The sequence below is a fragment of the Bradyrhizobium sp. UFLA05-109 genome, assembly GCF_054185165.1.
In genome coordinates, this window is sequence record NZ_JBBIAR010000017.1 from 74964 (window position 1) to 100710 (window position 25747).

General features: G+C 63.6%; 25 protein-coding genes. 14 read left to right on the top strand and 11 right to left on the bottom strand.

Annotated features, from left to right (window positions below):
- Positions 1-105: 105 nt before the first annotated feature.
- Positions 106-741 carry an HAD-IA family hydrolase gene (locus Q3C01_RS14735; RefSeq protein ID WP_458146046.1) on the top strand — a complete coding sequence of 212 codons (636 nt, stop codon included), beginning with the start codon at positions 106-108 and terminating at the stop codon, positions 739-741.
- A 115-nt stretch (positions 742-856) separates the two neighbouring features.
- Here the strand turns inward: Q3C01_RS14735 and mtnA are convergent, their stop codons facing one another.
- From mtnA to Q3C01_RS14750, 3 genes are all read right to left on the bottom strand, one after another.
- Positions 857-1966, bottom strand: a complete 1110-nt coding sequence (mtnA, locus tag Q3C01_RS14740) for an S-methyl-5-thioribose-1-phosphate isomerase (RefSeq protein WP_458146047.1) — start codon at positions 1964-1966, stop codon at positions 857-859.
- 18 nt (positions 1967-1984) lie between these two features.
- Positions 1985-2860, bottom strand: coding sequence for an S-methyl-5'-thioadenosine phosphorylase (locus tag Q3C01_RS14745; RefSeq protein WP_458146048.1), 876 nt, complete (start codon positions 2858-2860; stop codon positions 1985-1987).
- Positions 2861-3142: 282 nt separating this feature from the next.
- Positions 3143-3415: a phosphopantetheine-binding protein gene (locus Q3C01_RS14750; protein ID WP_458146049.1), complete on the bottom strand. Its 273-nt coding sequence runs from the start codon at positions 3413-3415 to the stop codon at positions 3143-3145.
- A gap of 342 nt (positions 3416-3757) precedes the next feature.
- On the opposite strand from Q3C01_RS14750, the gene Q3C01_RS14755 reads away from it, so the two are divergent.
- From Q3C01_RS14755 to Q3C01_RS14770, 4 genes are all read left to right on the top strand, one after another.
- The gene (locus Q3C01_RS14755; RefSeq protein ID WP_458146050.1) at positions 3758-4978 is read left to right on the top strand and encodes an acyl-CoA dehydrogenase family protein; all 1221 of its coding nucleotides are present in this window, start codon (positions 3758-3760) and stop codon (positions 4976-4978) included.
- 68 nt (positions 4979-5046) lie between these two features.
- Positions 5047-6027, top strand: a complete 981-nt coding sequence (locus Q3C01_RS14760) for an amino acid--[acyl-carrier-protein] ligase (protein WP_458146051.1) — start codon at positions 5047-5049, stop codon at positions 6025-6027.
- Between the two features lie 36 nt (positions 6028-6063).
- Positions 6064-6939, top strand: coding sequence for an acyl-CoA acyltransferase (locus tag Q3C01_RS14765; protein WP_458146052.1), 876 nt, complete (start codon positions 6064-6066; stop codon positions 6937-6939).
- A gap of 212 nt (positions 6940-7151) precedes the next feature.
- Positions 7152-7769 carry a class I SAM-dependent methyltransferase gene (locus tag Q3C01_RS14770; protein ID WP_458146053.1) on the top strand — a complete coding sequence of 206 codons (618 nt, stop codon included), beginning with the start codon at positions 7152-7154 and terminating at the stop codon, positions 7767-7769.
- A 6-nt stretch (positions 7770-7775) separates the two neighbouring features.
- On the opposite strand, the gene Q3C01_RS14775 is transcribed toward Q3C01_RS14770, so the two are convergent.
- The gene (locus tag Q3C01_RS14775) at positions 7776-8663 is read right to left on the bottom strand and encodes a branched-chain amino acid aminotransferase (RefSeq protein ID WP_458146054.1); all 888 of its coding nucleotides are present in this window, start codon (positions 8661-8663) and stop codon (positions 7776-7778) included.
- 153 nt (positions 8664-8816) lie between these two features.
- Here Q3C01_RS14775 and Q3C01_RS14780 point away from each other — a divergent pair, with 153 nt between their 5' ends.
- The 5 genes from Q3C01_RS14780 to recQ all read left to right on the top strand — a co-directional run bounded on the left by Q3C01_RS14780 (position 8817) and on the right by recQ (position 15193).
- Positions 8817-9752 carry an alpha/beta hydrolase gene (locus Q3C01_RS14780; RefSeq protein WP_458146055.1) on the top strand — a complete coding sequence of 312 codons (936 nt, stop codon included), beginning with the start codon at positions 8817-8819 and terminating at the stop codon, positions 9750-9752.
- 166 nt (positions 9753-9918) lie between these two features.
- On the top strand, positions 9919-11220 hold the full coding sequence (locus tag Q3C01_RS14785; protein ID WP_458146056.1) for an O-acetylhomoserine aminocarboxypropyltransferase/cysteine synthase family protein: 1302 nt from the start codon (positions 9919-9921) through the stop codon (positions 11218-11220).
- Between the two features lie 12 nt (positions 11221-11232).
- Complete coding sequence (metA, locus tag Q3C01_RS14790; RefSeq protein ID WP_458146057.1) at positions 11233-12228, top strand: homoserine O-succinyltransferase MetA; 996 nt, start codon at positions 11233-11235, stop codon at positions 12226-12228.
- Between the two features lie 111 nt (positions 12229-12339).
- On the top strand, positions 12340-13083 hold the full coding sequence (locus Q3C01_RS14795) for a polysaccharide deacetylase family protein (protein WP_458146058.1): 744 nt from the start codon (positions 12340-12342) through the stop codon (positions 13081-13083).
- A 244-nt stretch (positions 13084-13327) separates the two neighbouring features.
- A complete protein-coding gene (gene recQ, locus Q3C01_RS14800) occupies positions 13328-15193 on the top strand; it encodes a DNA helicase RecQ (protein ID WP_458146059.1) in 1866 nt (621 codons plus the stop codon).
- Between the two features lie 203 nt (positions 15194-15396).
- On the opposite strand, the gene Q3C01_RS14805 is transcribed toward recQ, so the two are convergent.
- Positions 15397-16410: a 1-aminocyclopropane-1-carboxylate deaminase gene (locus Q3C01_RS14805; RefSeq protein WP_458146060.1), complete on the bottom strand. Its 1014-nt coding sequence runs from the start codon at positions 16408-16410 to the stop codon at positions 15397-15399.
- A 163-nt stretch (positions 16411-16573) separates the two neighbouring features.
- On the opposite strand from Q3C01_RS14805, the gene Q3C01_RS14810 reads away from it, so the two are divergent.
- Positions 16574-17038, top strand: a complete 465-nt coding sequence (locus tag Q3C01_RS14810) for an Lrp/AsnC family transcriptional regulator (RefSeq protein ID WP_458146061.1) — start codon at positions 16574-16576, stop codon at positions 17036-17038.
- 42 nt (positions 17039-17080) lie between these two features.
- Here the strand turns inward: Q3C01_RS14810 and Q3C01_RS14815 are convergent, their stop codons facing one another.
- The 4 genes from Q3C01_RS14815 to Q3C01_RS14830 form a co-directional block, all read right to left on the bottom strand.
- The gene (locus Q3C01_RS14815) at positions 17081-18643 is read right to left on the bottom strand and encodes a serine hydrolase domain-containing protein (RefSeq protein ID WP_458146062.1); all 1563 of its coding nucleotides are present in this window, start codon (positions 18641-18643) and stop codon (positions 17081-17083) included.
- Positions 18644-18736: 93 nt separating this feature from the next.
- Entirely contained in the window at positions 18737-20044 is a 1308-nt protein-coding gene (locus Q3C01_RS14820) for a citrate-proton symporter (RefSeq protein WP_458146063.1), read from the bottom strand.
- Between the two features lie 26 nt (positions 20045-20070).
- The gene (locus Q3C01_RS14825; RefSeq protein ID WP_458146064.1) at positions 20071-21531 is read right to left on the bottom strand and encodes an NAD(P)-binding domain-containing protein; all 1461 of its coding nucleotides are present in this window, start codon (positions 21529-21531) and stop codon (positions 20071-20073) included.
- Complete coding sequence (locus Q3C01_RS14830; RefSeq protein WP_458146065.1) at positions 21528-22508, bottom strand: LysR family transcriptional regulator; 981 nt, start codon at positions 22506-22508, stop codon at positions 21528-21530. The genes Q3C01_RS14825 and Q3C01_RS14830 overlap by 4 nt, the downstream gene beginning before the upstream one ends.
- 80 nt (positions 22509-22588) lie before the next feature.
- Between Q3C01_RS14830 and Q3C01_RS14835 the strand changes: the two genes are divergently transcribed.
- Genes Q3C01_RS14835 through Q3C01_RS14845 form a run of 3 tightly spaced genes read left to right on the top strand, consistent with a single transcriptional unit; the run spans position 22589 to position 24803 of the window.
- Positions 22589-23746, top strand: coding sequence for a PLP-dependent cysteine synthase family protein (locus tag Q3C01_RS14835; RefSeq protein WP_458146066.1), 1158 nt, complete (start codon positions 22589-22591; stop codon positions 23744-23746).
- A 17-nt stretch (positions 23747-23763) separates the two neighbouring features.
- Positions 23764-24234 (top strand): CMD domain-containing protein, encoded by a 471-nt coding sequence (locus Q3C01_RS14840; RefSeq protein ID WP_458146109.1) that lies wholly within the window; start codon positions 23764-23766, stop codon positions 24232-24234.
- A complete protein-coding gene (locus tag Q3C01_RS14845; RefSeq protein ID WP_458146067.1) occupies positions 24231-24803 on the top strand; it encodes a peroxidase-related enzyme in 573 nt (190 codons plus the stop codon). Before Q3C01_RS14840 ends, Q3C01_RS14845 begins: the two co-directional genes overlap by 4 nt.
- A 24-nt stretch (positions 24804-24827) precedes the next feature.
- Here the strand turns inward: Q3C01_RS14845 and Q3C01_RS14850 are convergent, their stop codons facing one another.
- Entirely contained in the window at positions 24828-25028 is a 201-nt protein-coding gene (locus Q3C01_RS14850) for a hypothetical protein (RefSeq protein ID WP_458146068.1), read from the bottom strand.
- 105 nt (positions 25029-25133) lie between these two features.
- On the bottom strand, positions 25134-25607 hold the full coding sequence (locus Q3C01_RS14855) for a 2TM domain-containing protein (RefSeq protein WP_458146069.1): 474 nt from the start codon (positions 25605-25607) through the stop codon (positions 25134-25136).
- Positions 25608-25747 lie beyond the last annotated feature (140 nt).

Genomic DNA, 25747 nt, shown 5'->3' on the forward strand with positions numbered 1-25747 from the left:
TGGGACGCCATTAGCCAAGAGACACTTGCCGAGAGATCGTTCGTGCTGGCCGTTGTGGCGGCAGCGTGCTAGCGGTTTTCACCTGATATCGACGAGGGCAGGACGGTGACGATCGGCGCTGTGATTTTTGACTTTGGCGGTGTGTTGACGAGCTCGCCCTTCGAGGCCTTCACACGCTTCGAACAGGAGCGTGGCCTGCCGGCCGACATCATCCGGCGCACCAACGCCGCCAATCATCTGGAAAACGCCTGGGCGAAGTTCGAACGCGCCGAGGTCGACGTCGAAACTTTTGACCGGCTGTTCGCAGCGGAATCGCTCGCGCTGGGCGCGGAAGTGCGCGGTCGCGACGTGCTGCCGCTGTTGCAAGGCAATTTGCGGCCCGAGATGGTCGAGGCGTTGAAGCGGATCACGGCGCATTTCAAGACCGGCTGCATCACCAACAATCTCCCCGCCAATGCCATTGGCAGCATGACCGGCCGCACACTCTATGTCGCCGAGGTGATGGCGTTGTTCGATCACGTCATCGAATCCGCCAAGATCGGCCTGCGCAAGCCGGATCCGCGGATCTACCGGATGATGGTCGAGGCGCTGAAGGTCGATCCGGGCGCCTGCGTCTATCTCGACGACCTCGGCGTCAACCTGAAGCCCGCGCGCGAGATGGGGATGACGACGATCAAGGTCGTGAGCGGCCCACAGGCGATTGCGGAGCTCGAGGCAGCCACGGGGCTGAAGCTCGGGTAGCCGGATCGACGGGCCGTAGGGTGGGCAAAGCGAAGCGTGCCCACCACTTTTAATCACATCGAGAAAAGTGGTGGGCACGGCGCGATGCGCCTTTGCCCACCCTACGAGAATAGAACTACTCCGCCGCCGCGACGATGCGCTCAGGAAACGCAGCCGCAAGTGCGACGCGATCCGGCTTCAGCACGCCACGCTCCGTGATCAAGCCCGTTACCAACCGCGCCGGCGTCACATCGAAGGCGTAGTTGGCAACCGGCGAGCCCTCGGGCACGATCCGCACCGTCTCGAGCCGCCCGTCGGCGGTGCGGCCGGTCATGTCGGTGACCTCCACGGCGCTGCGCTGCTCGATCGGGATGTCGCGGATGCCGTCATTGACCGCAAAATCGATCGTCGGCGAAGGCAGCGCGACGTAGAACGGCACGTTGTTGTCGTGCGCGGCGAGCGCCTTCAGGTAAGTTCCGATCTTGTTGCAGACGTCGCCATTGGCCGCGACGCGGTCGGTGCCGACGATCGCGAGATCGACCATGCCGTGCTGCATCAAATGCCCGCCGGTGTTGTCGGGGATCACCGTGTGCGGCACCCCGTGATGCCCGAGTTCCCAGGCGGTCAGCGAGGCGCCCTGGTTGCGCGGTCGCGTCTCGTCGACCCAGACATGGATCCTGATGCCGCGATCATGCGCCAGATAGATCGGCGCTGTCGCGGTGCCCCAGTCGACGGTGGCAAGCCAGCCGGCATTGCAGTGGGTCAGCACGTTGATGGTCTCGCCCGACCTCTTCTTCACGGCGATCGCCTCGATCAGCTCCAGACCATTGCGGGCAATGCCCCGGTTGATCTCGACATCCTGCTCCAGAATTTCGTCGGCACGCGCGTAAGCCGCTTCGGCGCGCTCCAGGGGATCGATCGGCGCGAGCGTCGCGCGCATCTCGTCGAGTGCCCATTTGAGATTGATGGCCGTGGGGCGCGCCACCACCAACGTCTCGTAGGCGCGCTTCAAGCCGGCATCGGAACTGTCCTCGCGCATGGCGAGGGCCATGCCGAACGCGGCCGTGGCGCCGATCAGCGGCGCACCACGCACCAGCATGGTGCGGATGGCGTCAGCCGCTTCCGCGCTCGTGGTGAGGCGCGCGATGACGAATTCGTGCGGCAGCCGGCGCTGGTCGATGGCTCCGACCGACCAGCCGTCGCGCTCGCGCCAGATGCTGCGATAATGCTTGCCGTCGACCTTCATGGCGTTCCGCCTTTCGTCTTATGCGCGCAGCACGCGCCCCGCCACGGCATCGAGCTTGCTGAGAAGCTCCGGATCGCGCGCTTCGGGCGCGGTGATGAGCGCGGTGTCCAGCGCGCGGTCCGAGCCGATCGGGCACGGCTCATGCTCGCGCGGAAAATCCTTCGCCAGCCGCGCCACCAGCGCCTTGGCCTTGTCAGCGTTCGACGTCAGCACGCGGATGATGTCCTGCACCGTGACGGCGCTGTGATCCGGATGCCAGCAATCGAAGTCCGTCACCATGGCGACGGTGGCGTAGCAGATCTCCGCCTCGCGGGCGAGCTTGGCCTCGGGCATGTTGGTCATGCCGATTACGGAACAACCCAGCGTCTTGTAGGTCATGCTTTCCGCAAGCGTCGAAAATTGCGGTCCCTCCATGCAGACATAGGTACCACCGCGTGCGATTGCGATGCCTTCGGCTTCGGCGGCGGCGGCGAGATGGATACGCAGCCGCGGCGAGACCGGATGCGCCATCGACACATGCGCGACGCAGCCCTTGCCGAAGAACGAGCTCTCGCGCTTGTGGGTGCGATCGACGAACTGATCGACGAGCACGAAGGTGCCGGGCGGCAGTTCCTCCTTGAAGGAACCGCAGGCCGAGAGCGACACCAGATCGGTAACGCCGGCGCGCTTCAGGACGTCGATATTGGCGCGATAGTTGATGTCGGAGGGCGACAGGCGGTGACCCTTGTCATGCCGCGGCAGGAACACGATCGGCAGACCGGCGATGGTGCCGCGCCTGACCGGCGCCGACGGCTCGCCCCAGGGGCTCCTGATCACCTCTTCGTGCGCGCCCTCGAGCCCTGGCAGGTCGTAAATGCCGGATCCGCCGATGATGCCCAATACCGCCTGCGTCATGCCTGCTTCACCCCGTCCGCGATGTGCAACGTGGTTAAGCTATGCCAGTTTTGAGACGGATTTGGAACGGGGGTTGGTGGGGCGGATCGTCCTTGAGAGTGGATCGCAAGCGAGCGCCACACGCTCAATGTCGTCCCGGCGAAGGCCGGGACCCATACCGCGGAATCTGTCAATGGCGGATGATAAGAGTACCGAACGACGAGTCTTCGCCAAACCACTTCCTGTGGTTATGGGTCCCGGCGTTCGCCGGGACGACCTTGGGGAAGCAGTAGCATTTTTTTGCTATGCCGCCTTCACGGGCTGCAACTGGTTCGCCACCATCCGATGCAGCGTATCGACCGACTGGAAATTCTCTGGCGTGATTTCGGACTGCGGAATCGTGAAGTCGAATTCGGCTTCCACGCCGAGCATCAGGTTGACCATGTCCATCGAGGTCAGGCCGATATCGACGAGGCGCGCACCTGGCGTGACGTCCGCAGCGAGCGAGTTCTGTTCGAGGATGCCCTTCACCAGCTTGATGATGCAAGCCCGCACGTCGGTATCGAACGCTTGCATCTGCAATATCCCATGCTCTGATAAGGTCGAGACTACCGTCTACGATGGGCACAACGGGCCGGTCCCGCAATGGGCGCGACTCTTAACTCGCGTTTCTTAGTAAACGATGACTCAGATTGACTAAAACTCGTGGCTTTCTTTCATCATTAACGCGATCTCGGAAAGTCGGATGGCGCAAAAAACCAGGTCTTAACTGCTCGTTCCGAATTAGGCCTCGTTTACCTTCAATTTCGTCGACGAATTTGAATTAAATCCGTAGCCTCCGGGCCAAGCAAACATGGTCGGATGATCGGCAAGGCGCAACCGTGCCGATCTCGAACGACTAAACGGAGGCGAACCAGCATGAACGTGCGTGAAGCGGCCCTTCAACCCATCGATGACACCCAGGCAAGCTTTCTCGAGCACAGTCCCTCGCTGGTCGAGCGCACCGCACGCGTGGCGACGGTGGCAGCCGGCGAAGCCGAGGGCGTCGATCGTGATGGCCGCTTTCCCCACAAGGCATTCGACGCGGCACGCGAGCAGAAACTGCTCGGCGTGATGATCCCCGTCGAATTCGGCGGCTTTGGCGCTTCGATCTACGACGTCACCGACATCTGCTACACGCTCGGGCGCGCTTGCGCTTCGACCGCAATGATCTATGCGATGCATACGACCAAGGTCGCCTGCGTTATCCGGCACGGCCACGGCATTCCCTGGATGGAAACCATGATGCGCCGGGTCGGCCGCGACCAGTGGCTGCTCGCCTCTTCCACCACCGAAGGCCAGAACGGCGGCAACATCCGCGCGAGCGCGGCTGCGGTCGATCATGAAGGCGACATCATCGCGCTGACGCGCGACGCCACCGTGATCTCCTACGGCGCCGAGGCCGACGGCCTCGTCACCATCGCGCGCCGCGCGGGCGATGCGGCAGCCTCCGACCAGGTGTTGCTAGCGCTCGCCAAGGACGATTATTCGCTGAAGCGGACGCTGGGTTGGGAAACTCTCGGCATGCGTGGTACCTGTTCGACCGGCTTCGAGCTGAGGGTCGACTGCCCCGCCGACCGCGTCTTCCCGGAATCCTACGACAAGATCCACGCACAGACGATGACGCCGTTCGCGCATCTGTGCTGGTCGTCGGCCTGGGCCGGCGTTGCCGCTGCCGCCGTGACGCGCGCGCAGGCGTTCGTCCGCAAGGCGGCGCGCGCCTCCGGCGGGCAGATGCCACCGGCAGCCGCCCATTTCACTGCTGCGAAGATGTCGCTGGCAAAGCTCCGCGCACTGATCGCCTCCAATATCGACACCTTCGCCCATCATGAGCATGACGAGCGCACGCTCGGCTCGCTCGACTTCCAGTCCTCGATCACGCTCCTCAAGGTGCAAGCCTCCGAGCTTGCGGTCGAAACCGTGATGCACGCGATGCGCACGACCGGCCTTGCCGGCTACCGCAACGACGGCGACTTCACCATGGGCCGCCACTTACGCGACGTTCTGTCCGCGCCAATCATGATCAACAACGACCGCATCCTCGCCAACGCGGCGACCTCGACCTTGATGAGCGGCGTGCCGGCGAGCCTTCGCGACTAACATCCCTTCGAAGCTGACGCGCCTGCACGACCAACAAGAAGAATTGCAGATAACAGGAAGTCTTGGCCATGAACGTTGCCGTTCTCCCGACCTCGCCCGACGCCGCGCCGCAAGCTGTTGATCCGCTCGATCATCTCACCGATGTGCTGTTCCATCGCATGGGTTCGGACGGCGTCTATGCCCGCACGGCACTCTATGAGGATGTCGTGGAGCGGCTGGCTGCGCTGATCACAAGGCACCGTGAGACCGGCACCGAGGTCATGCGATTTCCGCCTGTCATGAGCCGGGCGCAGCTGGAAAAATCCGGTTACCTCAAGAGCTTCCCGAACCTGCTCGGCTGCGTCTGCGGCCTGCATGGCACCGAGCGCGAGATCAATGCCGCGGTGAGCCGCTTCGATGCCGGCGGCGACTGGACCACGTCGCTGTCGCCCGCCGATCTCGTGCTGTCGCCGGCGGCCTGCTATCCCGTCTATCCGATCGCAGCGAGCCGCGGACAGCTGCCGAAGGGCGGCTTGCGCTTCGACGTTGCCGCAGACTGCTTCCGCCGCGAGCCGTCGCGTCATCTCGACCGGTTGCAATCGTTCCGTATGCGCGAATATGTCTGCATCGGCAGCCCTGACGACGTCGCCGATTTCCGCGAGCGCTGGATGGTGCGCGCGCAGGCGATCGCCCGTGATCTCGGCCTCACCTTCCGCGTCGACTATGCCAGCGACCCTTTCTTCGGCCGCGTCGGCCAGATGAAGGCCGTGAGCCAGAAGCAGCAACAGCTCAAATTCGAGCTTCTCATTCCGCTGCGCTCGGAGGAGCAACCGACAGCCTGCATGAGCTTCAACTATCATCGCGAGCACTTCGGCACGACCTGGGGCATCCAGGACGCCAGTGGCGAGCCCGCCCACACGGGCTGCGTCGCCTTCGGCATGGATCGCCTCGCCGTCGCGATGTTCCACACTCACGGCACCGATCTTTCCACCTGGCCCGCCAAGGTGCGGGACATCCTGGGCCTGTCGCCGCACGTGGCGACTGACGCCCATGTCGAAGGCTGGCGCTAAGCGACGAGGCCGACCATTTCTACGGGCAAGACGAGCGTGATCCATACCAAGGTCCGATGCCGCGAGATCACAGAGTCCGATGTCGATGCTATCGCGGACCTGCTGACGCGCGGCTTCGTCGGCCGCTCGCGCGACTACTGGATCCAGGGCCTGCGCCGGCAGGCGTTCCGGCCGGTGCCCGAGGGCTATCCGCGCTTCGGCTACATGCTCGACAATGACGGCATGCCGGTCGGTGTGCTGCTTCTGATCTATACGGCGCGCAAGGATGGCGAGACCACCGCCATCCATTGCAACCTGTCGAGCTGGTACGTCGAGCCGGCGTTCCGCAACTACGCACCGCTGCTGACCAAGATCGCGCAGCGTCACAAGGACGTGACTTATCTCAACATCAGCCCGGCGGTGTGGACCTGGCCGATCATCGAGACGCAGGGATTTAGGGCGTATTGCCGCGGCCTGTTCTTTTCGGTGCCGGTGCTGTCGCGCGTGCCGCGCTGGACCAGGATCGAGGTGATCGCACCGCACGCCAAGCAGATCGAGGGCCTCGGCGAAGCCGAGACCGAGCTTTTGACGCGCCATGCGCGCTACAACTGCCTGAGCCTCGTGGTCCGCACGCCGAAGGGCGTGTTCCCCTTCATCCTGCAGCCAGTGCGCATCCGCCGCGGTTGGATCGCGCCACCTGCGATGCAACTGATCTATTGCCGCAGCGTCACCGAATTCGTCACCTGCGCCGGCCGCATCGGCCGCCTGTTGCTGCGGCTCGGTAAGATCTCCGTCATCGTCGATTCCAACGGCCCCATTCCCGGCCTCACCGGCGTCTATACCGAGCGGCGCGGCCGCAAATACTTCAAGGGCTCGCACCGGCCGCAACTGGCCGACCTCACGGACACGGAGCTCGTGCTGTACGGGCCGTAGCCTCGCGATTAATGCGAGAACTATCCTTTCGGCTGTCATGCCCCGGCTTGACCGGGACATCCAGTACGCCGCGGCTTTTCCGTACCTCATTGGCGTCTCGGAGTGCCCGGTCAAGCCGGGCGATAACAGCTGAGGGTGTGGCGAGTTCGCGCTTTTCACGGCCAATGGCACGACCGACGTGGTAAGCTCTCGGGATCACGGGAGCCGCCACCATGTCCGAGCGCAGCACGCATTGGGAAATGGTCTACACGACCAAGGGCGAGACCGAGGTGAGTTGGTTCCAGGAGAGCCCGGCGATCTCGCTTCAAATGATCCGCGCCGCGAGTCCAGGCCATGGCGCCGCCATCATCGATGTCGGCGGCGGCACATCGCGGCTGGCCGATGTGCTGTTGCAGGACGGCTATCGCTCCATTGCGGTGCTCGATGTCTCCGCCCATGCGCTCGACGCTGCAAAGGCGCGGATCGGACTTGCCGCAGCTGATATCGACTGGATCGTTGCCGACGTCACGACATGGCAGCCCGCACGTTCGTACGACGTCTGGCACGACCGCGCGGCGTTTCATTTCCTGACTGGGCCTTCCGATCGGGCGGCGTATATCGGTCGCATGCGATCGGCGGTGCGCGAGAGCGGTCACGTCATCATCGGCACCTTCGCACTCGACGGTCCAGAGAAATGCAGCGGCCTGCCGGTGCAGCGCTATGACGGCAACAGTCTTGCCGCGGAGCTCGGGCCAGATTTCGCGCTGCTGGAGACGCGTCACGACGTCCATCGCACGCCCTGGAATTCGACGCAGGCGTTTCAGTTCAGCCGTTTTCGCAGACGCGGGTGAGCAGCCCTACGCCGCGAGCTTCACGGCGTGCGCGAAGTCCCAATAGAGCTTGCGCGCTTTGGTGTAGAACGGGCCCGGCTGCAGCTCGCGCTCGTCGATGCGAATGACGGGAGCCACCTTGGCGAAATTGCCGCTCGAGAAGATTTCGTCGGCGGCGAGAAAATCGGCATAACACAAGGTCTTTTCGACCACGGTGGCACCGTCGGCACGCAAGAGGCCGATCACGCGCTGGCGCGTGATGCCGTTCAAAAACGTGCCGTTTGGCGCGGGCGTGTAGACCACGCCGTCTTTCGCCATGAATACGTTGGAATTGCCGAACTCCGCGACATTGCCGAGCATGTCGAGCATCAGCGCGTTCTGGAAGCCGCGGGAGGCGGCCTCGGCGAGCGCGCGCGAATTGTTCGGATAGAGGCAGGCCGCCTTCGCCTCGACCGGCGCGCATTCCGCAGTCGGCCTGCGGAACGGCGAAAGCGTGATCGCGTTGCCGATCGGCTTTGGCATCGGCGCCTCGTAGATGCACAGGCACCAATTGGTCGTGTCTGGATCGAACAGCACGCCGCCACCCGAGCCGTTCTGCGCCCAATACATCGGACGAATGTAGAGCTCGGCCTTCGGCGCGAAGCGCGCAATGCCTTCGCGCGCGAGCGTCATCCAGGTCTCGGTGTCGACCACCGGCTTGAGGCCAAAATTGATCGCGGATTGATTGGCGCGGGCGACGTGGCGATCGAGATCGGGCGCGACGCCTTCGAAGGCGCGAGCGCCGTCGAACACGACCGAGCCGAGCCAGGCGCCATGCGTACGCGGTCCCATGATCGGCACGTTGCCTTCGTGCCACTTGCCGTCGAAGAAGGTCCAGCTCGGCGAGTACTCGATGGGTTTTGTGCTCTCGGCCATTAGCCAGCCTCCCCTTACCGTCATGCCGCAATATGCGTCACTATTAGCCGAATTCCTAAACGATTTCCTGCGCGAAACTACCGTTAACCAGCGTGCGCAGGCATTCAGATTTGCAGTAATATCCGGCTATAGTTTGTCGTTAACTGGTGCCCCATGCCGCTCGATCCACTCGCAAAGCGCTTGTTGACCATGATGGCCGCGGCAGCTCCCGCGGCGCGCGCCCGTCCGAGCGTCGAGGGGCGGCGGCAGTCACTGGCGAAACTGATGCAATTTGCGCGCGCCGAGGCTCCCGGCGTTGTGACGTCCGACGGCACGCTGCCCGGCCCCGGCGGCGAGCTGGCCTACCGTCTCTATGCGCCGGAGAACGCCGCATCGCGAGCGCCGGGCTTCGTGTTCTTCCACGGCGGCGGGCTCGTCGCGGGCAGTATCCAGACCCATGACCGCGTCGCCGCCGGCATCGCGCACGTGACGGGTTGCCGCCTGGTGTCGGTCGACTACCGGCTCGCGCCCGAACACAAATTCCCCGCCGCGATCGACGACGCGATCGCAGCGACCGAATGGGTGGCGCGGAATGCTTCTCTCCTCGGCATCGACGCCGAGCGGCTGGTGATCGGCGGCGATTCCGCCGGCGCTACGCTTGCCGCCGTCGTGTGCCAGGAGACGACGCAGAACGCCGGCCTCTCCATCGTCGCGCAATGCCTGATCTGCCCCGTGCTTGATTTCGAGGAGACCTCACCCTCGCGCGAGGCCTTTACCGAAAATCACCTGATTGATCGCGCCACGATCGAAGCCGATCTCGCCGACTATCTGCCCGACGGCATCGACGCCGCCGATCCCCGCGTCTCTCCGCTCCGCGCGTCGCGGCTGACGGGCTTGCCGCCGGCGATCATCCACACGGCCGAGTTCGATCCGATGCGCGACGAGGGCAACGCCTATGCGCGCAAGCTACTGGCTGCCGGCGTTGTCGTAGAGCATGTCTGCCACGAAGGCATGGTTCACAATTTCCATGCCATGGGCGCGATCCTGCCGCAGGCGCAGCTCGTGCTGTCGCAGATCGGCGAACAGATCCGCCGCGCTGTGGGCAGCTGAGCGTCGAGCCTAAATTGACTCAAATTTTAGCTAATTGAGCAGCAATCGTTAGGGTTACTTCGTCGATCTCTAGACGAATTATTGCCGGCTTTACCACCCGCCTCTAACACGAAGACGGCGGATAACGCACATCCAAGTTGCGACCCGCCCGACGCGGAGGTGGACGATGCGCAACGAAACGATCGCAATTCACGCCGGCTACGAACCAGAAGCGACCACGCATGCGGTCGCCGTGCCGATCTACCAGACCGCGGCCTATGCGTTCGACAGCGCCGATCATGGCGCAGCTCTCTTCAATCTCGAAGCAGAAGGCTATCGCTACAGCCGCATCGCGAATCCCACCACCGCGGTGCTGGAGAAGCGCATCAGCGAGCTCGAAGGCGGCGTCGGGGCGCTGGCGGTCGCAACCGGACAAGCGGCACTGCATTTCGCCTTCGTCAACGTCGCCGATCATGGCGGCAACATCGTTTCGGTGCCGCAGCTCTACGGCACCACGCACACGCTGCTCTCCCACATCCTGCCACGTCAGGGCATCACGGGCCGCTTCGCCGAGAGCGACAAGCCCGAGGCGATCGCAAAGTTGATTGACGAGAACACGCGCGCGGTGTTCGCCGAGACCATCGGCAACCCCGCCGGAAATGTCTGTGACATCGAGGCGCTGGCGAAAATCGCGCATGCCCATGGTGTGCCGCTGATCGTCGACAACACGGTGGCGACGCCGATCTTGCTCAAGGCGTTCGAATACGGCGCCGACATCTCCGTGCATTCGCTGACGAAATTTCTCGGCGGCCACGGCACCACGCTCGGTGGGGCGATCGTCGATTCCGGGCGTTTTCCCTGGGCGCAACACGCCGCACGATTCCCGGCCTTCAACACGCCCGACGCGTCCTATCACGGCCTCGTCTATGCCGAGCGCTTCGGCAAGACCGCCTTCATCGAGCGCGCGCGCAGCATTTATCAGCGCACCATGGGCTCGGTGCTGTCGCCCTTCAACGCCTTCCTGTTGCTTCAGGGTATCGAGACTGTGGCGCTGCGCATGGAGCGCCATGTCGAGAATGCCCGCAAGGTCGCCGAGTTCTTGCGCGCTGATCCGCGCGTGGCCTGGGTCAATTACGCCGGCTTTCCGGACAGCCCATACTACGCGCTGGTGCAAAAATATCTCGCGGGCAACGGCTCGTCCCTGTTCACTTTCGGCATCAAGGGCGGCATGGAAGCCGGCAAGGCCTTCTATGACGCACTGAAGCTGATCACGCGGCTCGTCAACATCGGCGATGCAAAATCGCTCGCCTGCCATCCGGCCTCGACCACGCACCGCCAGATGTCGGCCGAGCAGCAGCGTGCTGCCGGCGTGCTGCCGGAGACGATCCGCCTCTCGATCGGTATCGAGCATATCGCCGATATCGTCGAAGACATCGACCAGGCGCTCGCAAAGGCCTGCCCCTCGGAACGGCTTCAGGCTGCGGAGTAGACGGCAGCGCCGATGACCATCTTGATCGACAAGGATCAAGGTATTTTGAGCCCGGCCCTGGTGCCGGCGCTGGACGACGCACGCGTCGACAGTCGCGAGATCACCATCGGGCTGATCAACAACATGCCGGATCCGGCACTGAAAGCGACTGAACGACAGTTCATGAAGCTGTTGCAGGCCGCTGCCGGCACACGCCGCATCCGCTTCCAATGCTTCTCGCTGCCCTCGGTCAAGCGCTCGCCGGAAGCGCGCTGGCACGTCGAGAGCGAGTATTCCGACCTCTCCGATCTGAGGCGGCGAAGATTCGACGGACTGATCGTGACCGGCGCCGAGCCGGTCGCCCCCGATCTCGACCAGGAGCCATACTGGCGCGATCTCACCGACATCATCGACTGGGCGAGGACCAATACGCGCTCGGCGATCTGGTCGTGCCTTGCCGCGCACGCAGCGGTGCTGCATCTCGATCGCATCGCGCGGCGGCCGCTGGCCGCCAAATGCCATGGCATTTTCGAGTGCGAGACAGTCGGCAGCGATCCCCTGACTCGCGCCGCCCCCGCACCCTTGAAGGTCTCGCATTCACGCCTTAACGAGGTCACGGAAACCGACCTCGCCAGGCATGGTTATCAGGTGTTGACACGCTCGGCGAAGGCCGGCGTCGACGTTTTCGTCCGGCAATATGCCAGCCGTTTCGTGTTCTTCCAGGGTCATCCTGAATATGACGCGCTGTCGCTGCAGCGTGAATATCTGCGTGATATCGGCCGCTTCCTCGCACGCGAGCGCGAGGCCTATCCATCGGTGCCCGTGAGCTATTTTGACGCGGCGACCGAAGTGAAGCTTTTCCGCTTCGAAAAGCGCGCCAGGCATCAGCGTCATCCGGCGATGGCGAGCGAGCTGCCGGCGTTGAATTTGCGTGGCGACATCGCTGCGGGAAGCGCCGCGGCCGTGCTTTTCAGGAACTGGCTCGATTCTCTCGTCGAAGAAGCAGCCACGCCGCTGTCTCTGCGCTAATGGACCGAACAGGTTCCTCGTTAGGCATAATCAATCGTAAAGCTTGCGTCGGGCCGAGGGCGGATGGTTCATTGCTACGGCCCCGCTTGGAAACAAAGGGAAACAACTCCGGTGTGGTCGGCAATCAACGGACGCGTGAGCAATCGGCTGGCCCGGCATTTTGCCGTGAAGCCGCATCGGCTGCCGACACATGCGCCGATGGTCAGCTTCACCTTCGATGACGCTCCCGACAGCGCCGCGAGCCTTGGCGCCCCCATGCTGGAGGAGTATGGCGGCCGCGCTACGTTCTATCTGGCCGGCAGCCAGATCGGGCAATGGTCCGGTCACTGGCTCGGATTGTCCAAGGACGCGATTCTGCAACTCCATGATCGCGGCCATGAGATCGCCTGCCACACGTTCTCGCATCGCCGCGCGGCAGATCTCGACCAGGCCGCGCTTGCGCGCGAGATCGAGCAGAACCGCAACTATTTTCTCGCACTCGACCCGACGATCAGGCTCGAGAATTTCGCCTATCCGTATGGTCTCGCCTCGATCTGGCGCAAGCCGCAGCTTAGCAAGAGCTTCCGCTCGGCACGCGGCATCCTTCCCGGCGTCAATCGCGACGTCATCGACCTGCAGTTCTTGCGTTCCACGCCCTTGATCGACAAGGACATCGATGCCGATGGCGTCGATCGCTATTTCGACGAGACCGCCGCGAGCGGCGGCTGGCTGATCTTCTACGGCCACGACGTCGTCGACCAGCCGAGCCCTTATGGCTGCACGCCGTCCCTGTTGCACCACGCGCTGAAGGCGGCACAGGAGCGGGACGTTCCGATCGTGACGGTCGCCGAAGCCCTGCGACGGATCGGGGCGTAGCAGTCTTCACCTCGCCCCACTTGCGGTGAGAGGTCGAATTTGCGTGAAACGCGCAATTTGGGTGAGGGGGAGTTCCGCATGCCTCCGGCATCATCTTCGCGGTTAGAGCCCCTCAACCCGACCCTCTCCCCGCAAGAACGGGGAGAGGGAGAGCAAGCTGCGCATGAGCCTCAACACTCTTGCCACAACCGTGCCGGCATGCGACTGCCGTTCAGCTCTTCACACGGCCCGGTCCGACACGCCCATGTCCGCCCCCTCCACCGCTTCCCAACCTGCGCCGGCCGATGGCCGCGACGCGTTGTCGGTGCTGCATTCGGTGTTCGGGCTGACCGGTTTCCGCGGTGCGCAAGGCGAAATCGTTAGGCATGTGACCACGGGCGGCAATTGCCTGGTGCTGATGCCGACCGGCGGCGGCAAGTCGCTGTGCTACCAGTTGCCATCACTCTTGCGCGAAGGCTGCGGCATCGTGGTGTCGCCTTTGATCGCGCTGATGCGCGACCAGGTCGCGGGCCTGATCGAATCCGGCGTCAACGCTGCCGCGCTGAACTCCTCGCTGACGCCGCAAGAGGCTTCCGAGATCGAGCGTCGCCTGATCGCGGGCGATCTCGACCTGCTCTATGTTGCGCCCGAGCGGCTGGTCACGCCGCGCTGCCTGTCAATGCTGGCGCACGCCAGGGTCGCACTTTTTGCGATCGACGAGGCGCACTGCGTCTCGCAATGGGGGCATGATTTTCGTCCCGAGTATGTTGCGCTCTCGGTCATCGCCGAGCGTTTTCCCGACGTGCCGCGGATCGCACTCACCGCCACCGCGGACGAGCTGACGCGCAAGGAGATCGTCGAACGGCTGCAACTTTCAGACGCGCCGCAATTCGTCTCCAGCTTCGACCGGCCGAACATCCGTTACGAGATCGTCGACAAGCGCAACTCGGTCGCACAACTGAAGGAGTTCATCCGGGAGCGCCATGCCGGTGACGCCGGCATCGTCTATTGCCTGTCGCGCAACCGGGTCGAGGAGGTCGCTGCCGCCCTGAGCGATGCGGGCATTCCGGCGCTGCCCTATCATGCCGGGCTCGACGGCAGTGTGCGCTCGCGCAACCAGGATCGCTTCCTGAACGAGGACGGCATCGTCATCGTCGCGACCATCGCCTTCGGCATGGGCATCGACAAGCCCGACGTGCGCTTCGTCGCGCATCTCGACCTGCCCAAGAGCATCGAGGCCTATTACCAGGAGACCGGGCGCGCCGGCCGCGACGGCAATCCATCCGCTGCCTGGATGGCCTACGGCCTTTCCGACATCGTGCAGCAGCGTCGCATGATCGGCGAGTCCGGCGCATCCGATGAGTTCAAGCGGGCGTCGATCGGCAAGCTCGACGCGCTGGTCGGGCTTGCCGAGACCGCGCATTGCCGGCGCAGGCGGCTGCTTGCCTATTTCGGCGAGACCGTCGCGGCAGACAGTTGTGGCAATTGCGACAACTGCTTGACGCCGCCGCAGATGCGCGACGGCAAGGTGCCGGCACAGAAGCTCCTGTCCTGCGTCTACCGCACCGGGCAGCGGTTCGGAGCCATGCACCTGATCGACGTGCTGGTGGGCCGCCTGACCGAGAAGGTCACGCAGTTCGGCCACGACAAGCTGTCGGTGTTTGGCATCGGCCGCGAGCTCAACGAGAAGCAGTGGCGCACGGTGCTCAGGCAATTGGTGGCGATGGGACATTTGCAGAGCGACAGCGAGGCTTTTGGCGCGCTGAAGCTGACGGAGTCCTCACGCGGAGTTTTGCGCGGCGAGACGGAAGTCTGGCTACGCGAGGAAGCCCCTGGCACGCGCCTTCGCGCCAGCCGTACAAAATCTCGTCGCGGCGATCTTGCGCCGGCGTCGAACGCGCCACAAGCCGACGTCGATCCCGAATTGCGGGCACGCCTGCGCGCCTGGCGCTCCGAAGTCGCGCGCGAGCGCGGTGTTCCCGCCTATGTCGTGCTGCACGATGCAACGATCGACGGCATCGTTCGTGCCTGGCCGACGACGCTGGACGAGCTGCGCAACGTGCCCGGCATCGGCGACAAGAAGCTCGAGCACTACGGCGAGGAGCTGCTGCGAATGGTCAGGATGCGGTAGGGTGCGCTCTAATGGCTCGTGCGCGCTCCACGTCGTCATCCCGGACAAGCGTAGCGAAGCGGAGCGCAGATCCGGGATCCATACCGCGTGATCTATCTTGAGGCACGCACGACGTCGTTCTTCGCCAAACGCGACCCTGTGGTTATGGGTCCCGGGCTCGCGACTTCGTCGCGCCCCGGGACGACAGTCTTGATGGGGCCGCCTTAGCCGTTCCGGAACGCGTAAGCGTAGCCGTTGAGTGCGGGCGCGCCGCCGAGGTGGGCGTAGAGAATCTTCGCGCCCTTCTCGAAATAGCCCTTCTTGGTGAGATCGATCAGGCCTTGCATCGACTTGCCCTCGTAGACGGGGTCGGTGATCATGCCTTCGAGACGCGCGGTGAGGCGGATGGCCTCCTTGGTCTCTTCCGACGGCACGCCATAGGTGGGATAGGCGTAGTCCTCGACCAGCACGACGTCGTCTTCGACGATCTCCTTGCCGAGCTCGACGAGTTTCGCGGTGTTCTGCGCAATCCACAGCACCTGCGCCTTGGTCTGCGCTGGCGTGAAGGACGCATCGATACCGATCACTTTTCGCGCGCGGCCGTCCGCGGCAAATCCAACCAGCATGCCGGCATGGGTCGAGCCGGTGACTGTGCAGACGATGATGTAGTCGAACGTGAAGCCGAGGTCCTGCTCCTGCTTGCGCACCTCTTCGGCGAAGCCGACATAGCCGAGCCCGCCATATTTGTGCACGGAAGCGCCGGCCGGAATCGCGTAGGGCTTGCCGCCCGCGGCCTTCACTTCCTCGAGCGCCTGCTCCCAGCTCTTGCGGATGCCGATGTCAAAACCGTCCTCGACGAGGCGCACGTCGGCGCCCATCACGCGCGACAGCAGGATGTTGCCGACGCGGTCGTAGACGGCGTCCTCGTGCGGCACCCACGCTTCCTGCACCAGGCGGCACTTCATGCCGATCTTGGCCGCGACGGCAGCGACCATGCGGGTATGGTTGGACTGCACGCCGCCGATCGACACCAGCGTGTCGGCATTCGAGGCGATCGCGTCGGGAATGATGTATTCGAGCTTGCGCAGCTTGTTGCCGCCGTAGGCAAGACCGGAATTGCAATCCTCGCGCTTGGCATAGATCTCGACGTTGCCGCCGAGATGCTTGGACAGTCGCTCCAGCTTCTCGATTGGCGTCGGCCCGAAGGTCAGCGGATAGCGCGCGAATTTTTCGAGCATCGTAAGGTCATCCCGATTGGCGTTGAGCTGGAGCGAACGATTAGCATCAGCCGCAGGAAATGTGCTCTCAAAAGGGGGCGAAATATGCGACTGATCGTTGCATATTCTTCGCTATTTGATCTATTTTCTTTCATCAGATACACATTCTGCGGAAATTTCTTTCATGCCATCGAGACTCGATCGCACCGACCTTAAGATATTGCGATTGCTGCAAAATAACGGCCGGCTCAGTAATGCTGAGCTGGCCGAAACTGTCGCCATCAGCCCTGCCACCTGCCATCGCCGCACCCAGCGCCTGTTCGAGGACGGCTTTATCGCCTCGGTGCGCGCCATGGTCGCGCCGAAGATGGTGGCCAAGGGCACGCTGGTGATGGTCGGCGTCGTGCTCGACCGCTCGACGCCGGAGAGCTTTGCGATCTTTGAGCAGGCGGTCGCGAAATTGAAATTCGTGCTCGACTGCCACCTCGTCGCCGGCGATTTCGATTACTTCCTCAAGATCCGCGTCGGCGACATGGAGGATTTCAACCGCATCCATGGCGAGCAGCTCATCGCGCTGCCCGGCGTTCGCCAGACCCGAACCTTCTTCGTGATGAAGGAGGTCGTCGACAATGCGCCACTGGAGTTTTGAGCGGCCCAGGCCATCGTCCTCGCGTCAATCCGGACCGAGACGCTAGCCGCCCGCGACCCCTTCCGCCGACTCCTCACGGCCGTCCCTCGCCTTGCCGCGTAGCGCGATCTTGTTGCCGTCGTAGGTGAGCGTCCACGTCCAGGCGTCGCCGCCTCCGACATATTGGAGGTCGATGACAAATGTCCGCTCGTTCTGCCACGTGCCCTTGGCGGCGCGAACACCGAAAATGCCTGGCGGACTTTTGCGGTACAGGCCATCGAGACCGATCGGCCCGTCGAGGCGACGCCGCGCGGGGTCGCCCGCGTCCGTCTCCACAACATAGCGCGGGTTCTCATCGGCCAGGAACAGCGTCAGTGTCTTGATGCCCGAGGCGTTGTCGGAAAACTTATAGGTCTTGCCCGAGATCGCAGACGCGGTTGCGGGCGTGGCGCCGACCGATGTCGGCTTCTCCATCGACACGTCCGCGACCAGCTTTGCCAGCTGTTCGGCCGCAATTGCATCGGCCGGCAAAGCAGACTCGGATTTGACGGCGGCAGAGATCTCGTCGGCCAGCTTGCGGAATGGACAGAAATTGGTCGCCGTCATCACGGCGACGATGTCGCGCTCCGGCAGTACCATGATCACCTGACAATGATAGCCGACCGCCATGAAGACAGGCTTGTCGGGAATGGCCCAGAACTGGTTGGCGTAGCGCAGCCCGGGCTCAAATCGCGCATTCATGTCGATGGTGGCATGATTGACGGCATCGAGGAAATCCGCCGGCAGCAATTGCTTGCCCGCCCACTCGCCCTTGCGCAGATAGAGATAGCCGATCTTCGCCATGTCCCGCGGCCGCATCGAAAGGCCAAAGCCGCCGATCGGGAGTTTCTGCGGATCACGGCGCCAAAACGGCTGGGCGATCCCGAGCAGCCCGAACAGCTTCTCCTGCGCATAGTCAGCGGTGCTCTTGCCGGTGATCCTGGCCACGATCGCGGATAGCAGATGCGAACCGCCGCTGTTGTAGTAGAACACTTCGCCCGGCGTATGCGCCATCGGGCGATCGAGGATGAATTGAACCCAATTGGAGCTCGCGCTCATGTCGCGAAGCGATTGCTCCCGGCCGCCGACATACCCCTCGTCCCACTCGAGGCCGGATGTCATGTTGAGCAACTGCTGGACCGTGATGGCCTTCTTGCGCTCGTCGAGATTGGCGACGTCGCGATCGGGAAAGAAATCCAGCATCGGACGATCGAGACGATCCAGCAGGCCATCCTTGTAGGCCATCGCCAGCAGCGTCGCGACCACCGCCTTGGTAGAGGAGTTGATCACGTGCGGCATATCAGCCGTATAAGGCGCGTAATAGGCATCGAGCACGATGCGGCCGTGGCGTGTTACAAGCAGGCTGTCGAAGCTGCGCGGGATGCCGGACGCGACCAGTTTGGCCAGCGCGGCCGAATCCATGCCCTGCTCTTCCGGCGTTGAGGTCTGCCATTGAGCGGTCGGCCAGATCGCCTCAGTGCCCTGTGCGCTTACGGTGTCGGAATAGATCGACGTGAGCAGGATGAGCGTGCCAAGCAGGGCGATGCTTCGTGATGAAAGCCTGACGACGAAATCAGCCACCTGCATGTTTTACCTGCCTGTGCTCGTTGCGCACAGGCATATACCACAGGCGGCACCTGCTCAATGATACAATCTCGTGAAATATACCGGCGCGCGCCGTTACGAGACCTGTTCGGCGACGCGCTCCGCCGCAGCCATGTCGCGCTCACCGTCCTCGGGACGCATCGCGATCACCGAGATCAGGCCAAGGCCGACGCCGATCATGACGTAGAAGATCGGCGCGAGCGGGGAGCCCGTGAGCGCAATCAGCCAGGTCACGAAGAACTGCGCGAAACCGCCGAAGATCAGCACCGCGACATTGTTGACGATCGCGAGCGCGGTCGAGCGGACGCGGATCGGGAACAACTCGACCAGCGTGGTGCAGTAGACGCCGAGGAAGAACGCGCTGAAGAAGCCGATCACGACCTGCGCGACCAGGAGCTTTGCGATCGACGGTTCGGCGATCACCCAGGCATAGAGCGGATAGAGCGAGACGAAATAGCCGGCGAGGGATGCGAGCAGCAGCGGCTTGCGCGGATAGCGGTCGGACACGGCGCCGGCGATGGGGACGACGACGACCATGACGATCGCCGCGATCATCTGCACCAGAAAGCTCTGCATCAGCGGCAGCTTCAGCACTTCCTTGGCGTAGGTCACGGTATAGCCGAACGTCACGTAGAACGAGACTGCGCTCGCGACCACCATGCCCATGCCGATCAGGAAGTTGCGGCCGGGATGTTTAAGCGCGGCGATGAAGCGCTCCTTGTGGACGGTTGCCATGTTGCGCTGGGATGCTTCGGGCTCGACGACCTTGGCGCGCATGTAGAGCAGGATCGGAACGATCACGAGGCCGACGAAAAACGGGATGCGCCAGGCGCCGGCCGCGAGCTGCTCCTGCGTAAATGTCAGCGTCAAGACGGCACCGAGCACTGCGCCCAGCACATTCGCCATGAGTTGACCCGCGATCTGCCACGAGCCGTAGAAGCCGGTGCGGCCGACAGGTGCCGCCTCGATCAGATAGGCCGTCGAAGTGCCGAACTCGCCGCCGACGGAAAAGCCCTGGAGCAGCCGCGCCAACAGTACGATGAGCGGCGCGGCGATGCCGGCCGTCGCATAGGTCGGGGCCATTGCGAGCAGCGCGACCGAGAGCGCCATGATACCCATGCCGAGCGTCATCGCCGCCTTCCGCCCCTTGCGGTCGCCGAAATAGCCGAGCACGAGGCCGCCGACCGGCCGCATGAAGAAACCGGTGCCGAACAGAGCGGTGGTGAGCAGCAGTGCGTTGATCTCGCTGCCCGGTACCTTCGGGTCGACCGGGAAGAACAGGTTCTTGATGACCGGCGTCATCAGCGCGAACACCGTGAAATCGTACCATTCCATCGCATTGCCGGCGATCGCTGCCACGATGGCTTTTCTGCTCGTCTGCATCTCGCGCTTGCCTGTCCGGTTTGTGGTTACTCGGCGGGTTGATGAATGGCGTCGGCGTCGGTCCATTCGTCGCCGAGGATCTCGGCCGTGGCGAACGCCTTGAGATTGGCGAAGTGAATCTCGCGATCCTCGACGAAGAGCCGGCGGACGATACCGCGTGCCAGCCTATCGGCACCTTCGCTGATCGCGGGGATATCGCCTGAGAGCTTGCCGTGGCTCAGCGTCGCCGGATAGTTGAAGCCGTAAAGTCGCGACAGCATCGGGCAGGCGCCGGCCACCCTCTCCTGGAACTGGAAGATGTCGCCGAGATCGGGCGCGCCTTCGAGCTCGGCATTGTCCATGCCTACAGGCGTCGGGAAACGATCGCGCCAGAAGCGGATATGCGGCGCGAACTCCCCGAGCTCGGACCGCAGCGCGAGATCGACCTTGAAGCCGGTGCCGAAGATGATGAAGTCGGTCTCATAGCGTCCCTTTGGGGTCGTCACGACAAGGTGGTCATTCTCAACGACGAGATCATCGATCGGGCTTGCGAGATGGAAATGCGCATGCGGGTAGGCGGAGACGCGCAGCACGCTCTGGCGCGGTGGCGGCGTCTGCGCCTTCAGCGTGTGATCGAGGAAGCGCCATTTCCACTCATCAGTGAGGCCGGCAAAGCCATGCACGACGCCCTGGCTGCCGATGCCCGTGAACTTGTTGATGCGTGGGATGTCGGCGCGCCGGATGAAGAGATCGAGCCGGGCAGCGCCACTCTCCAGCGCGACTGCCGCGTTGTCCATCGCGGATGCCCCCGCGCCGACCACGGCGACGCGCTTGCCGCGCAGCATTTCGAAGTCGATCGCATCAGACGAATGCGCCCAAAAGCGTCGGTCGATGCCATCGGCCAGCGGCGGCACGTAAGCGCCACCGAGGCCGTCGCGTCCCGTCGCCAGCACGACATGGCGCACCAGGATTTTTTGCCGCGCGCCGCGCTCGCTGACATCAAGTTCGAACAGCTCGTCGGCACGCCCGTGGATGCGCTCGACCGTCACCTCGTTGCGGACCGGCAGGTTGAGCACCTTGCGGTACCAGACGAGATAGTCCATCCACATCGTGCGCGGCGCGCGGTCGAGCCCCTTCCAGGCCTCCCGGCCGTATTGCGCTTCGTAGAACGCGCGGAAAGTCAGCGCCGGCATCCCCATCGCGGGGCCGGTCAATTCCTTCGGCGAGCGCAGCGTGCGCATCCGTGCGAAGGTGACCCATGGCCCCTCCTCACCTGCGCGCGCACGGTCGAGTACGAGGTGATTGTCGACGCCGAGCCGCTTCAACATGGCCGATGCAACGAGGCCCGCCATGCCGGCGCCGACGATCACGACGTCGACGACGGCCACGCCGTCCACGGCGCGACGCGGCACCCAGGATTTGGCCGGCAGTTCCAGCCAAGACAGATCCTGCTTGAGTCGCTCTTCGAGCGCCGCGAGGCCGGCTGCGTTAGGCGTCATCATCGTCATGAATTGGCCTTCTCGAATTCGTCGGCCACCTCATCGAGCTCGAGGCTTGCGGCCGCGCCGCTGTGCAGCTTCGCGCCGGGCATCAGCGCGACCGCCGCGCGCAGCGCGTCATTGAGGGAAGCGACCGTCGGCGTCAGCTCGCGCCCGGTTGGCGAGAGTGCCGCAAACAGGAAAGGAATGGAGACATCGAGACGCCGGGTGACGACGCCTTCCACCGGAAGGCTCGACGTCAGCACCGGCTCGACGATGGCGATGCCGAGCGACTGCTTGGCCATCGCGATCGCGGTCATCGAGGAATTGGTGTCGATGACCTCCGCGGGCATCACGGCCTCACGCTCCAGCGCCTCGTCCACGCGGCGGCGCAGCCGGTAGGGATTGGCCATCGTCAGCAGACGGCCGCCGCCGAGATCCTTCAGCCGGATCACCTTCTTCTTCGCGAGCGGATGATCGATCGCCAGACACGCGACGCACGGCACCTCGCAGACCCATTGCACGTCGAGGCCGGGATGCTGGACCGGCAGGCTGGCTAGCCCGAAATCCACCGATTGCGACAATACCGACTGCACGACATTCTCGGCCGACAGCGCCTGGACATGCACCTGAGCCGGCAGCAGCTCGCGCTCCAGCGCGGCAAGCGCGGCCGGGACGAAGCCCGCGGCCAGCGCCGGGATCGCGGCGAGGCTGAGCACCGGAAGCGCGCCGGCGCCGATTGCATTGGCGCGTTGGCGGATGTGCTTCAGGCCCATCAGGAGCCGCTCGACCTCGGCATGAAACAGCACGCCCTTCGGCGTCGGACTGATACGCGGGCCGTTGCGGGAGAACAGGAGGTAGCCGACATCGGCCTCGAGGTCCTGGATCTGCCGCGTCACGACTGGCTGCGAACGGCCGAGCAGCCGCGCAGCGCCGGTGATGCTGCCTGCCGACATCACCGCCGCGAAGGCCTCCAAGAGCCGGATGTCGATAATTTCGTTGTTCATTGGCAGGCCGTTTGCATTATTCGGATATAGCATGAATGATATTTCTTGATGTGCAAGAAGAATTATGAGAGCTTTTTGTCATGGAGCCAGCCCCTTTCCGCCATCAAAACCCGACCGGACCGGCCTACAGGCGCGGCTGGGTGGACGAGGCCGTGGCGTCGATCGAAGCCGATCAGTGCCGCTCGGCGGATACGCATCTGATCCGCCTCATCGTGCCGGCGCTCGCGGGCATCGACATCTATCTGAAGGATGAATCGACCCATCCGACCGGCAGCCTGAAGCATCGGCTGGCACGATCGCTGTTCCTCTACGCACTCTGCAACGGTCATATCCGCGAAGGCACGTCGGTGATCGAGGCGTCATCGGGATCGACGGCAGTCTCGGAAGCCTATTTCGCGCAGATGATCGGCGTACCCTTTTATGCGGTGATGCCGCGCACGACCTCGGCGGAGAAGATCGGCGCGATCGAGCATTATGGCGGCAACTGCCATCTGATCGACGATGGCCGCGCGCTCTATGCGGAGGCCGCCGCGCTCGCCGCGCGGCTGAACGGCCACTACATGGATCAGTTCACCTTTGCCGAGCGCGCCACAGATTGGCGCGGCAACAACAATATCGCCGAGTCGATCTTCACCCAGCTCAAGGGCGAGCCGCGCCCGGTGCCGGACTGGATCGTGATGGGCGCCGGTACCGGCGGCACCTCGGCAACCATCGGGCGCTATTTGCGCTACCGACAATATCCGACCCGGCTCTGCGTCGCCGACGTCGAGCATTCCGCCTTTTTCGACTGTTTCCGCAACCAGGATCGTACGCAAATCTGCGAGCGGCCCTCGCTGATCGAAGGCGTCGGCCGTCCGCGTTGCGAGCCCTCCTTCGTTCCGGGTGTGGTTGATCGCATGATGAAGATCCCGGACGCAGCGACGATCGCGGCGATGAATTTGCTGACCCGCCGGCTGCGCCGTGCGGTCGGCGGCTCGACCGGAACCAATTTCCTGGCGCTGTGCCGCATTGCCAGCGAGATGCGTAACGCCGGCGAGACGGGATCGCTGGTCACGCTGATCTGCGATTCCGGCGAGCGCTATCGCCAGACTTACTACGATCCGCAATGGCTCGCCGCGCGCGGGCTTGATCCCGCGCCTTACGAAGCCGAGTTGTCGGCCTTTCTGGAGATGGGCAAGTCGCTCAGCTTCACGGTCGCGGATGTCGCAAACCCGCAAAACTCACGAGGTGGCGCGTGACCACGCTGATTGAGACGATGGCCGGCGTGCCAGAGGGGTCGCGGCTTGGCCAGGCGCTGAATGCGCGCGCCGAGATCCTGCGCCTGAGCGAAGCCGCCCATGATGCGGTGCTGGTCCCGCGGGAGCCGGGCGGGCTGAGCCACGGCCTGCGCGCAGCGCTCGCGGCGCGGATGTGCCGGCACCTCGGCGATGCCGCGCTGACGGCGCACTACAAATCCTATCTCGCGCATTCGCATGATCTGGATGTCGCCGCTCTCGCCGAGCCCGGCAGCTGCTCGGGCGATCCACTGAACGACGCCATGGCACGACACGCCGACCTCCTGACGCTCTCCCCGCGCAAGGCAACGCGGCAGGACATCGAGACAATGAAGGCCGCCGGTGTCAGCGAAGCCGACATCGTGCGGCTGTCTGAGCTCGCCGCTTTCGTGAACTATCAGTTGCGGGTCGTTGCTGGCCTGAAACTTCTCAAACTGGTCGAGGCCCGATGAGCGAGGTCGTTCACACCTTCACCGCCACGATCCCGACCTGGTCGCCTTATGTCACCCCGGTCGAGCTCGCATCCGCAACGACGGAGCAGCTCGCGGCGATGAAGGTCACGCCTTCGAACAAGGGCGTGTCACCTTACGTGCTGACGCTGGCGCATGATCCGGAATCACTCGAGGTCCGCTCGCCGCTGTTCAACATGATCATGTACGGCAAGGACGGCCTGTCGTCCGCCGAGCGCGAGCTCGGCGCGCTCAGCGCCTCCATCGTCAACCGCTGCATCTACTGTGCTGCCGTTCATGCCTCGCGCTTCATCAGTCTCACCGGGCAGAACCATGTCGTCGAGGAGATCTTTGCCGACGAGCGCGACGCCGCGCTGGAGACGCGACAGCAGGTCTTGTTCGATTTCGCCACAAAGCTCTCGACGACACCGATCGAGGCAACGACGGATGACGCTCTCAAACTGGCTGACGCAGGCCTCAGCGAGCTCGAACAGATCGACCTCGTGCTGTCGGCCGCGATCTTCGGCTGGGCCAATCGGCTGATGCACACGCTGGGCGAACCGCTGGCGTGATGCCGGACGCGGCCGGGCCGGACGTCAGTCCTCCCAGGTCCGGATGTTGAGCGACGGCGCAAGAAAATCGGTCCAAAGGAGATAACCGCCCAGCAAGGCCAGGGAGCCGCCAACGAAGAGAAGACGATAGTAGATCGCTTCGCGCAAGAACAGCTCAACAGCTGCGATGTACAAGCCTGCAGCGAACATCGCGCTCGCAAGAGCAAAAACGACGAACTTTCGCATCCAAAACGCTCTCTTGATCGAACCTACCCGCCTTTGTCGGCGGACTGGAGGGCCCGGTTCGAAAAGAGGGGAAGAGGCTCACCCCATACGGTCCGGCGCGCCTCATCAAAGTTTCCGACCGAGATAGCGCTCGACCTCACGCCGCTCCCACTCGCCGGTCATGAAAGGCACCTTATCAAAGGTGCGCAGGCCGTGGATCAGCACGGCGGTACCCCAGCCAAAGGCGACCCAGAGGACCCAGAGATAGCGTGGGTACGTCATGATGTTGAAGACGGCGAGGACGCCGACGACGATGCAATACTGGGTCACGTGCAGGTAGAAGCCCTTGATCTTCCTGACCCTGTTGAAGGCCAGGACTTCGTCCGGCTTCATCGTTTGTTCGCCTGCTGTCATATCCATGTCTGTCTCCTTCAGGGTTGAAAAATCGATCTCGAAGACCGCGCCCAAGGCTTTCAACGACTCCATGCTGGCCGCATTGCCACGTTCGATGCGCTGGATGGTGCGGACGCTCAGTCCACTCAGCTCCGCCAGCTCCTCTTGCGACCATCCTCGTTGGAGCCTCAGCTTTTGCACAATCATGTCAGTCCTCGATTTGACGGCTGCAAACTAGCTGTGCGGCTCCATGGCGAACACGACAGCGACCCGACAGACACCTGACGTTTCCCCGACAGGAGAGCGTAAATATCGGGTTCTACGAGACAAAGCGACGATAAGGGAGG

What these genes read in the sequence shown, in the direction of transcription:
- mtnA (WP_458146047.1), bottom strand. Translation starts at nt 1,966, where the DNA reads ATGAAGGTCGACGGCAAGCATTATCGCAGCATCTGGCGCGAGCGCGAC.
- Q3C01_RS14745 (WP_458146048.1), bottom strand. Translation starts at nt 2,860, where the DNA reads ATGACGCAGGCGGTATTGGGCATCATCGGCGGATCCGGCATTTACGAC.
- Q3C01_RS14750 (WP_458146049.1), bottom strand. Translation starts at nt 3,415, where the DNA reads ATGCAAGCGTTCGATACCGACGTGCGGGCTTGCATCATCAAGCTGGTG.
- Q3C01_RS14755 (WP_458146050.1), top strand. Translation starts at nt 3,758, where the DNA reads ATGAACGTGCGTGAAGCGGCCCTTCAACCCATCGATGACACCCAGGCA.
- Q3C01_RS14760 (WP_458146051.1), top strand. Translation starts at nt 5,047, where the DNA reads ATGAACGTTGCCGTTCTCCCGACCTCGCCCGACGCCGCGCCGCAAGCT.
- Q3C01_RS14770 (WP_458146053.1), top strand. Translation starts at nt 7,152, where the DNA reads ATGTCCGAGCGCAGCACGCATTGGGAAATGGTCTACACGACCAAGGGC.
- Q3C01_RS14775 (WP_458146054.1), bottom strand. Translation starts at nt 8,663, where the DNA reads ATGGCCGAGAGCACAAAACCCATCGAGTACTCGCCGAGCTGGACCTTC.
- Q3C01_RS14780 (WP_458146055.1), top strand. Translation starts at nt 8,817, where the DNA reads ATGCCGCTCGATCCACTCGCAAAGCGCTTGTTGACCATGATGGCCGCG.
- Q3C01_RS14785 (WP_458146056.1), top strand. Translation starts at nt 9,919, where the DNA reads ATGCGCAACGAAACGATCGCAATTCACGCCGGCTACGAACCAGAAGCG.
- metA (WP_458146057.1), top strand. Translation starts at nt 11,233, where the DNA reads ATGACCATCTTGATCGACAAGGATCAAGGTATTTTGAGCCCGGCCCTG.
- recQ (WP_458146059.1), top strand. Translation starts at nt 13,328, where the DNA reads ATGTCCGCCCCCTCCACCGCTTCCCAACCTGCGCCGGCCGATGGCCGC.
- Q3C01_RS14805 (WP_458146060.1), bottom strand. Translation starts at nt 16,410, where the DNA reads ATGCTCGAAAAATTCGCGCGCTATCCGCTGACCTTCGGGCCGACGCCA.
- Q3C01_RS14810 (WP_458146061.1), top strand. Translation starts at nt 16,574, where the DNA reads ATGCCATCGAGACTCGATCGCACCGACCTTAAGATATTGCGATTGCTG.
- Q3C01_RS14815 (WP_458146062.1), bottom strand. Translation starts at nt 18,643, where the DNA reads ATGCAGGTGGCTGATTTCGTCGTCAGGCTTTCATCACGAAGCATCGCC.
- Q3C01_RS14820 (WP_458146063.1), bottom strand. Translation starts at nt 20,044, where the DNA reads ATGCAGACGAGCAGAAAAGCCATCGTGGCAGCGATCGCCGGCAATGCG.
- Q3C01_RS14825 (WP_458146064.1), bottom strand. Translation starts at nt 21,531, where the DNA reads ATGACGATGATGACGCCTAACGCAGCCGGCCTCGCGGCGCTCGAAGAG.
- Q3C01_RS14830 (WP_458146065.1), bottom strand. Translation starts at nt 22,508, where the DNA reads ATGAACAACGAAATTATCGACATCCGGCTCTTGGAGGCCTTCGCGGCG.
- Q3C01_RS14835 (WP_458146066.1), top strand. Translation starts at nt 22,589, where the DNA reads ATGGAGCCAGCCCCTTTCCGCCATCAAAACCCGACCGGACCGGCCTAC.
- Q3C01_RS14840 (WP_458146109.1), top strand. Translation starts at nt 23,764, where the DNA reads ATGGCCGGCGTGCCAGAGGGGTCGCGGCTTGGCCAGGCGCTGAATGCG.
- Q3C01_RS14845 (WP_458146067.1), top strand. Translation starts at nt 24,231, where the DNA reads ATGAGCGAGGTCGTTCACACCTTCACCGCCACGATCCCGACCTGGTCG.
- Q3C01_RS14850 (WP_458146068.1), bottom strand. Translation starts at nt 25,028, where the DNA reads ATGCGAAAGTTCGTCGTTTTTGCTCTTGCGAGCGCGATGTTCGCTGCA.
- Q3C01_RS14855 (WP_458146069.1), bottom strand. Translation starts at nt 25,607, where the DNA reads ATGATTGTGCAAAAGCTGAGGCTCCAACGAGGATGGTCGCAAGAGGAG.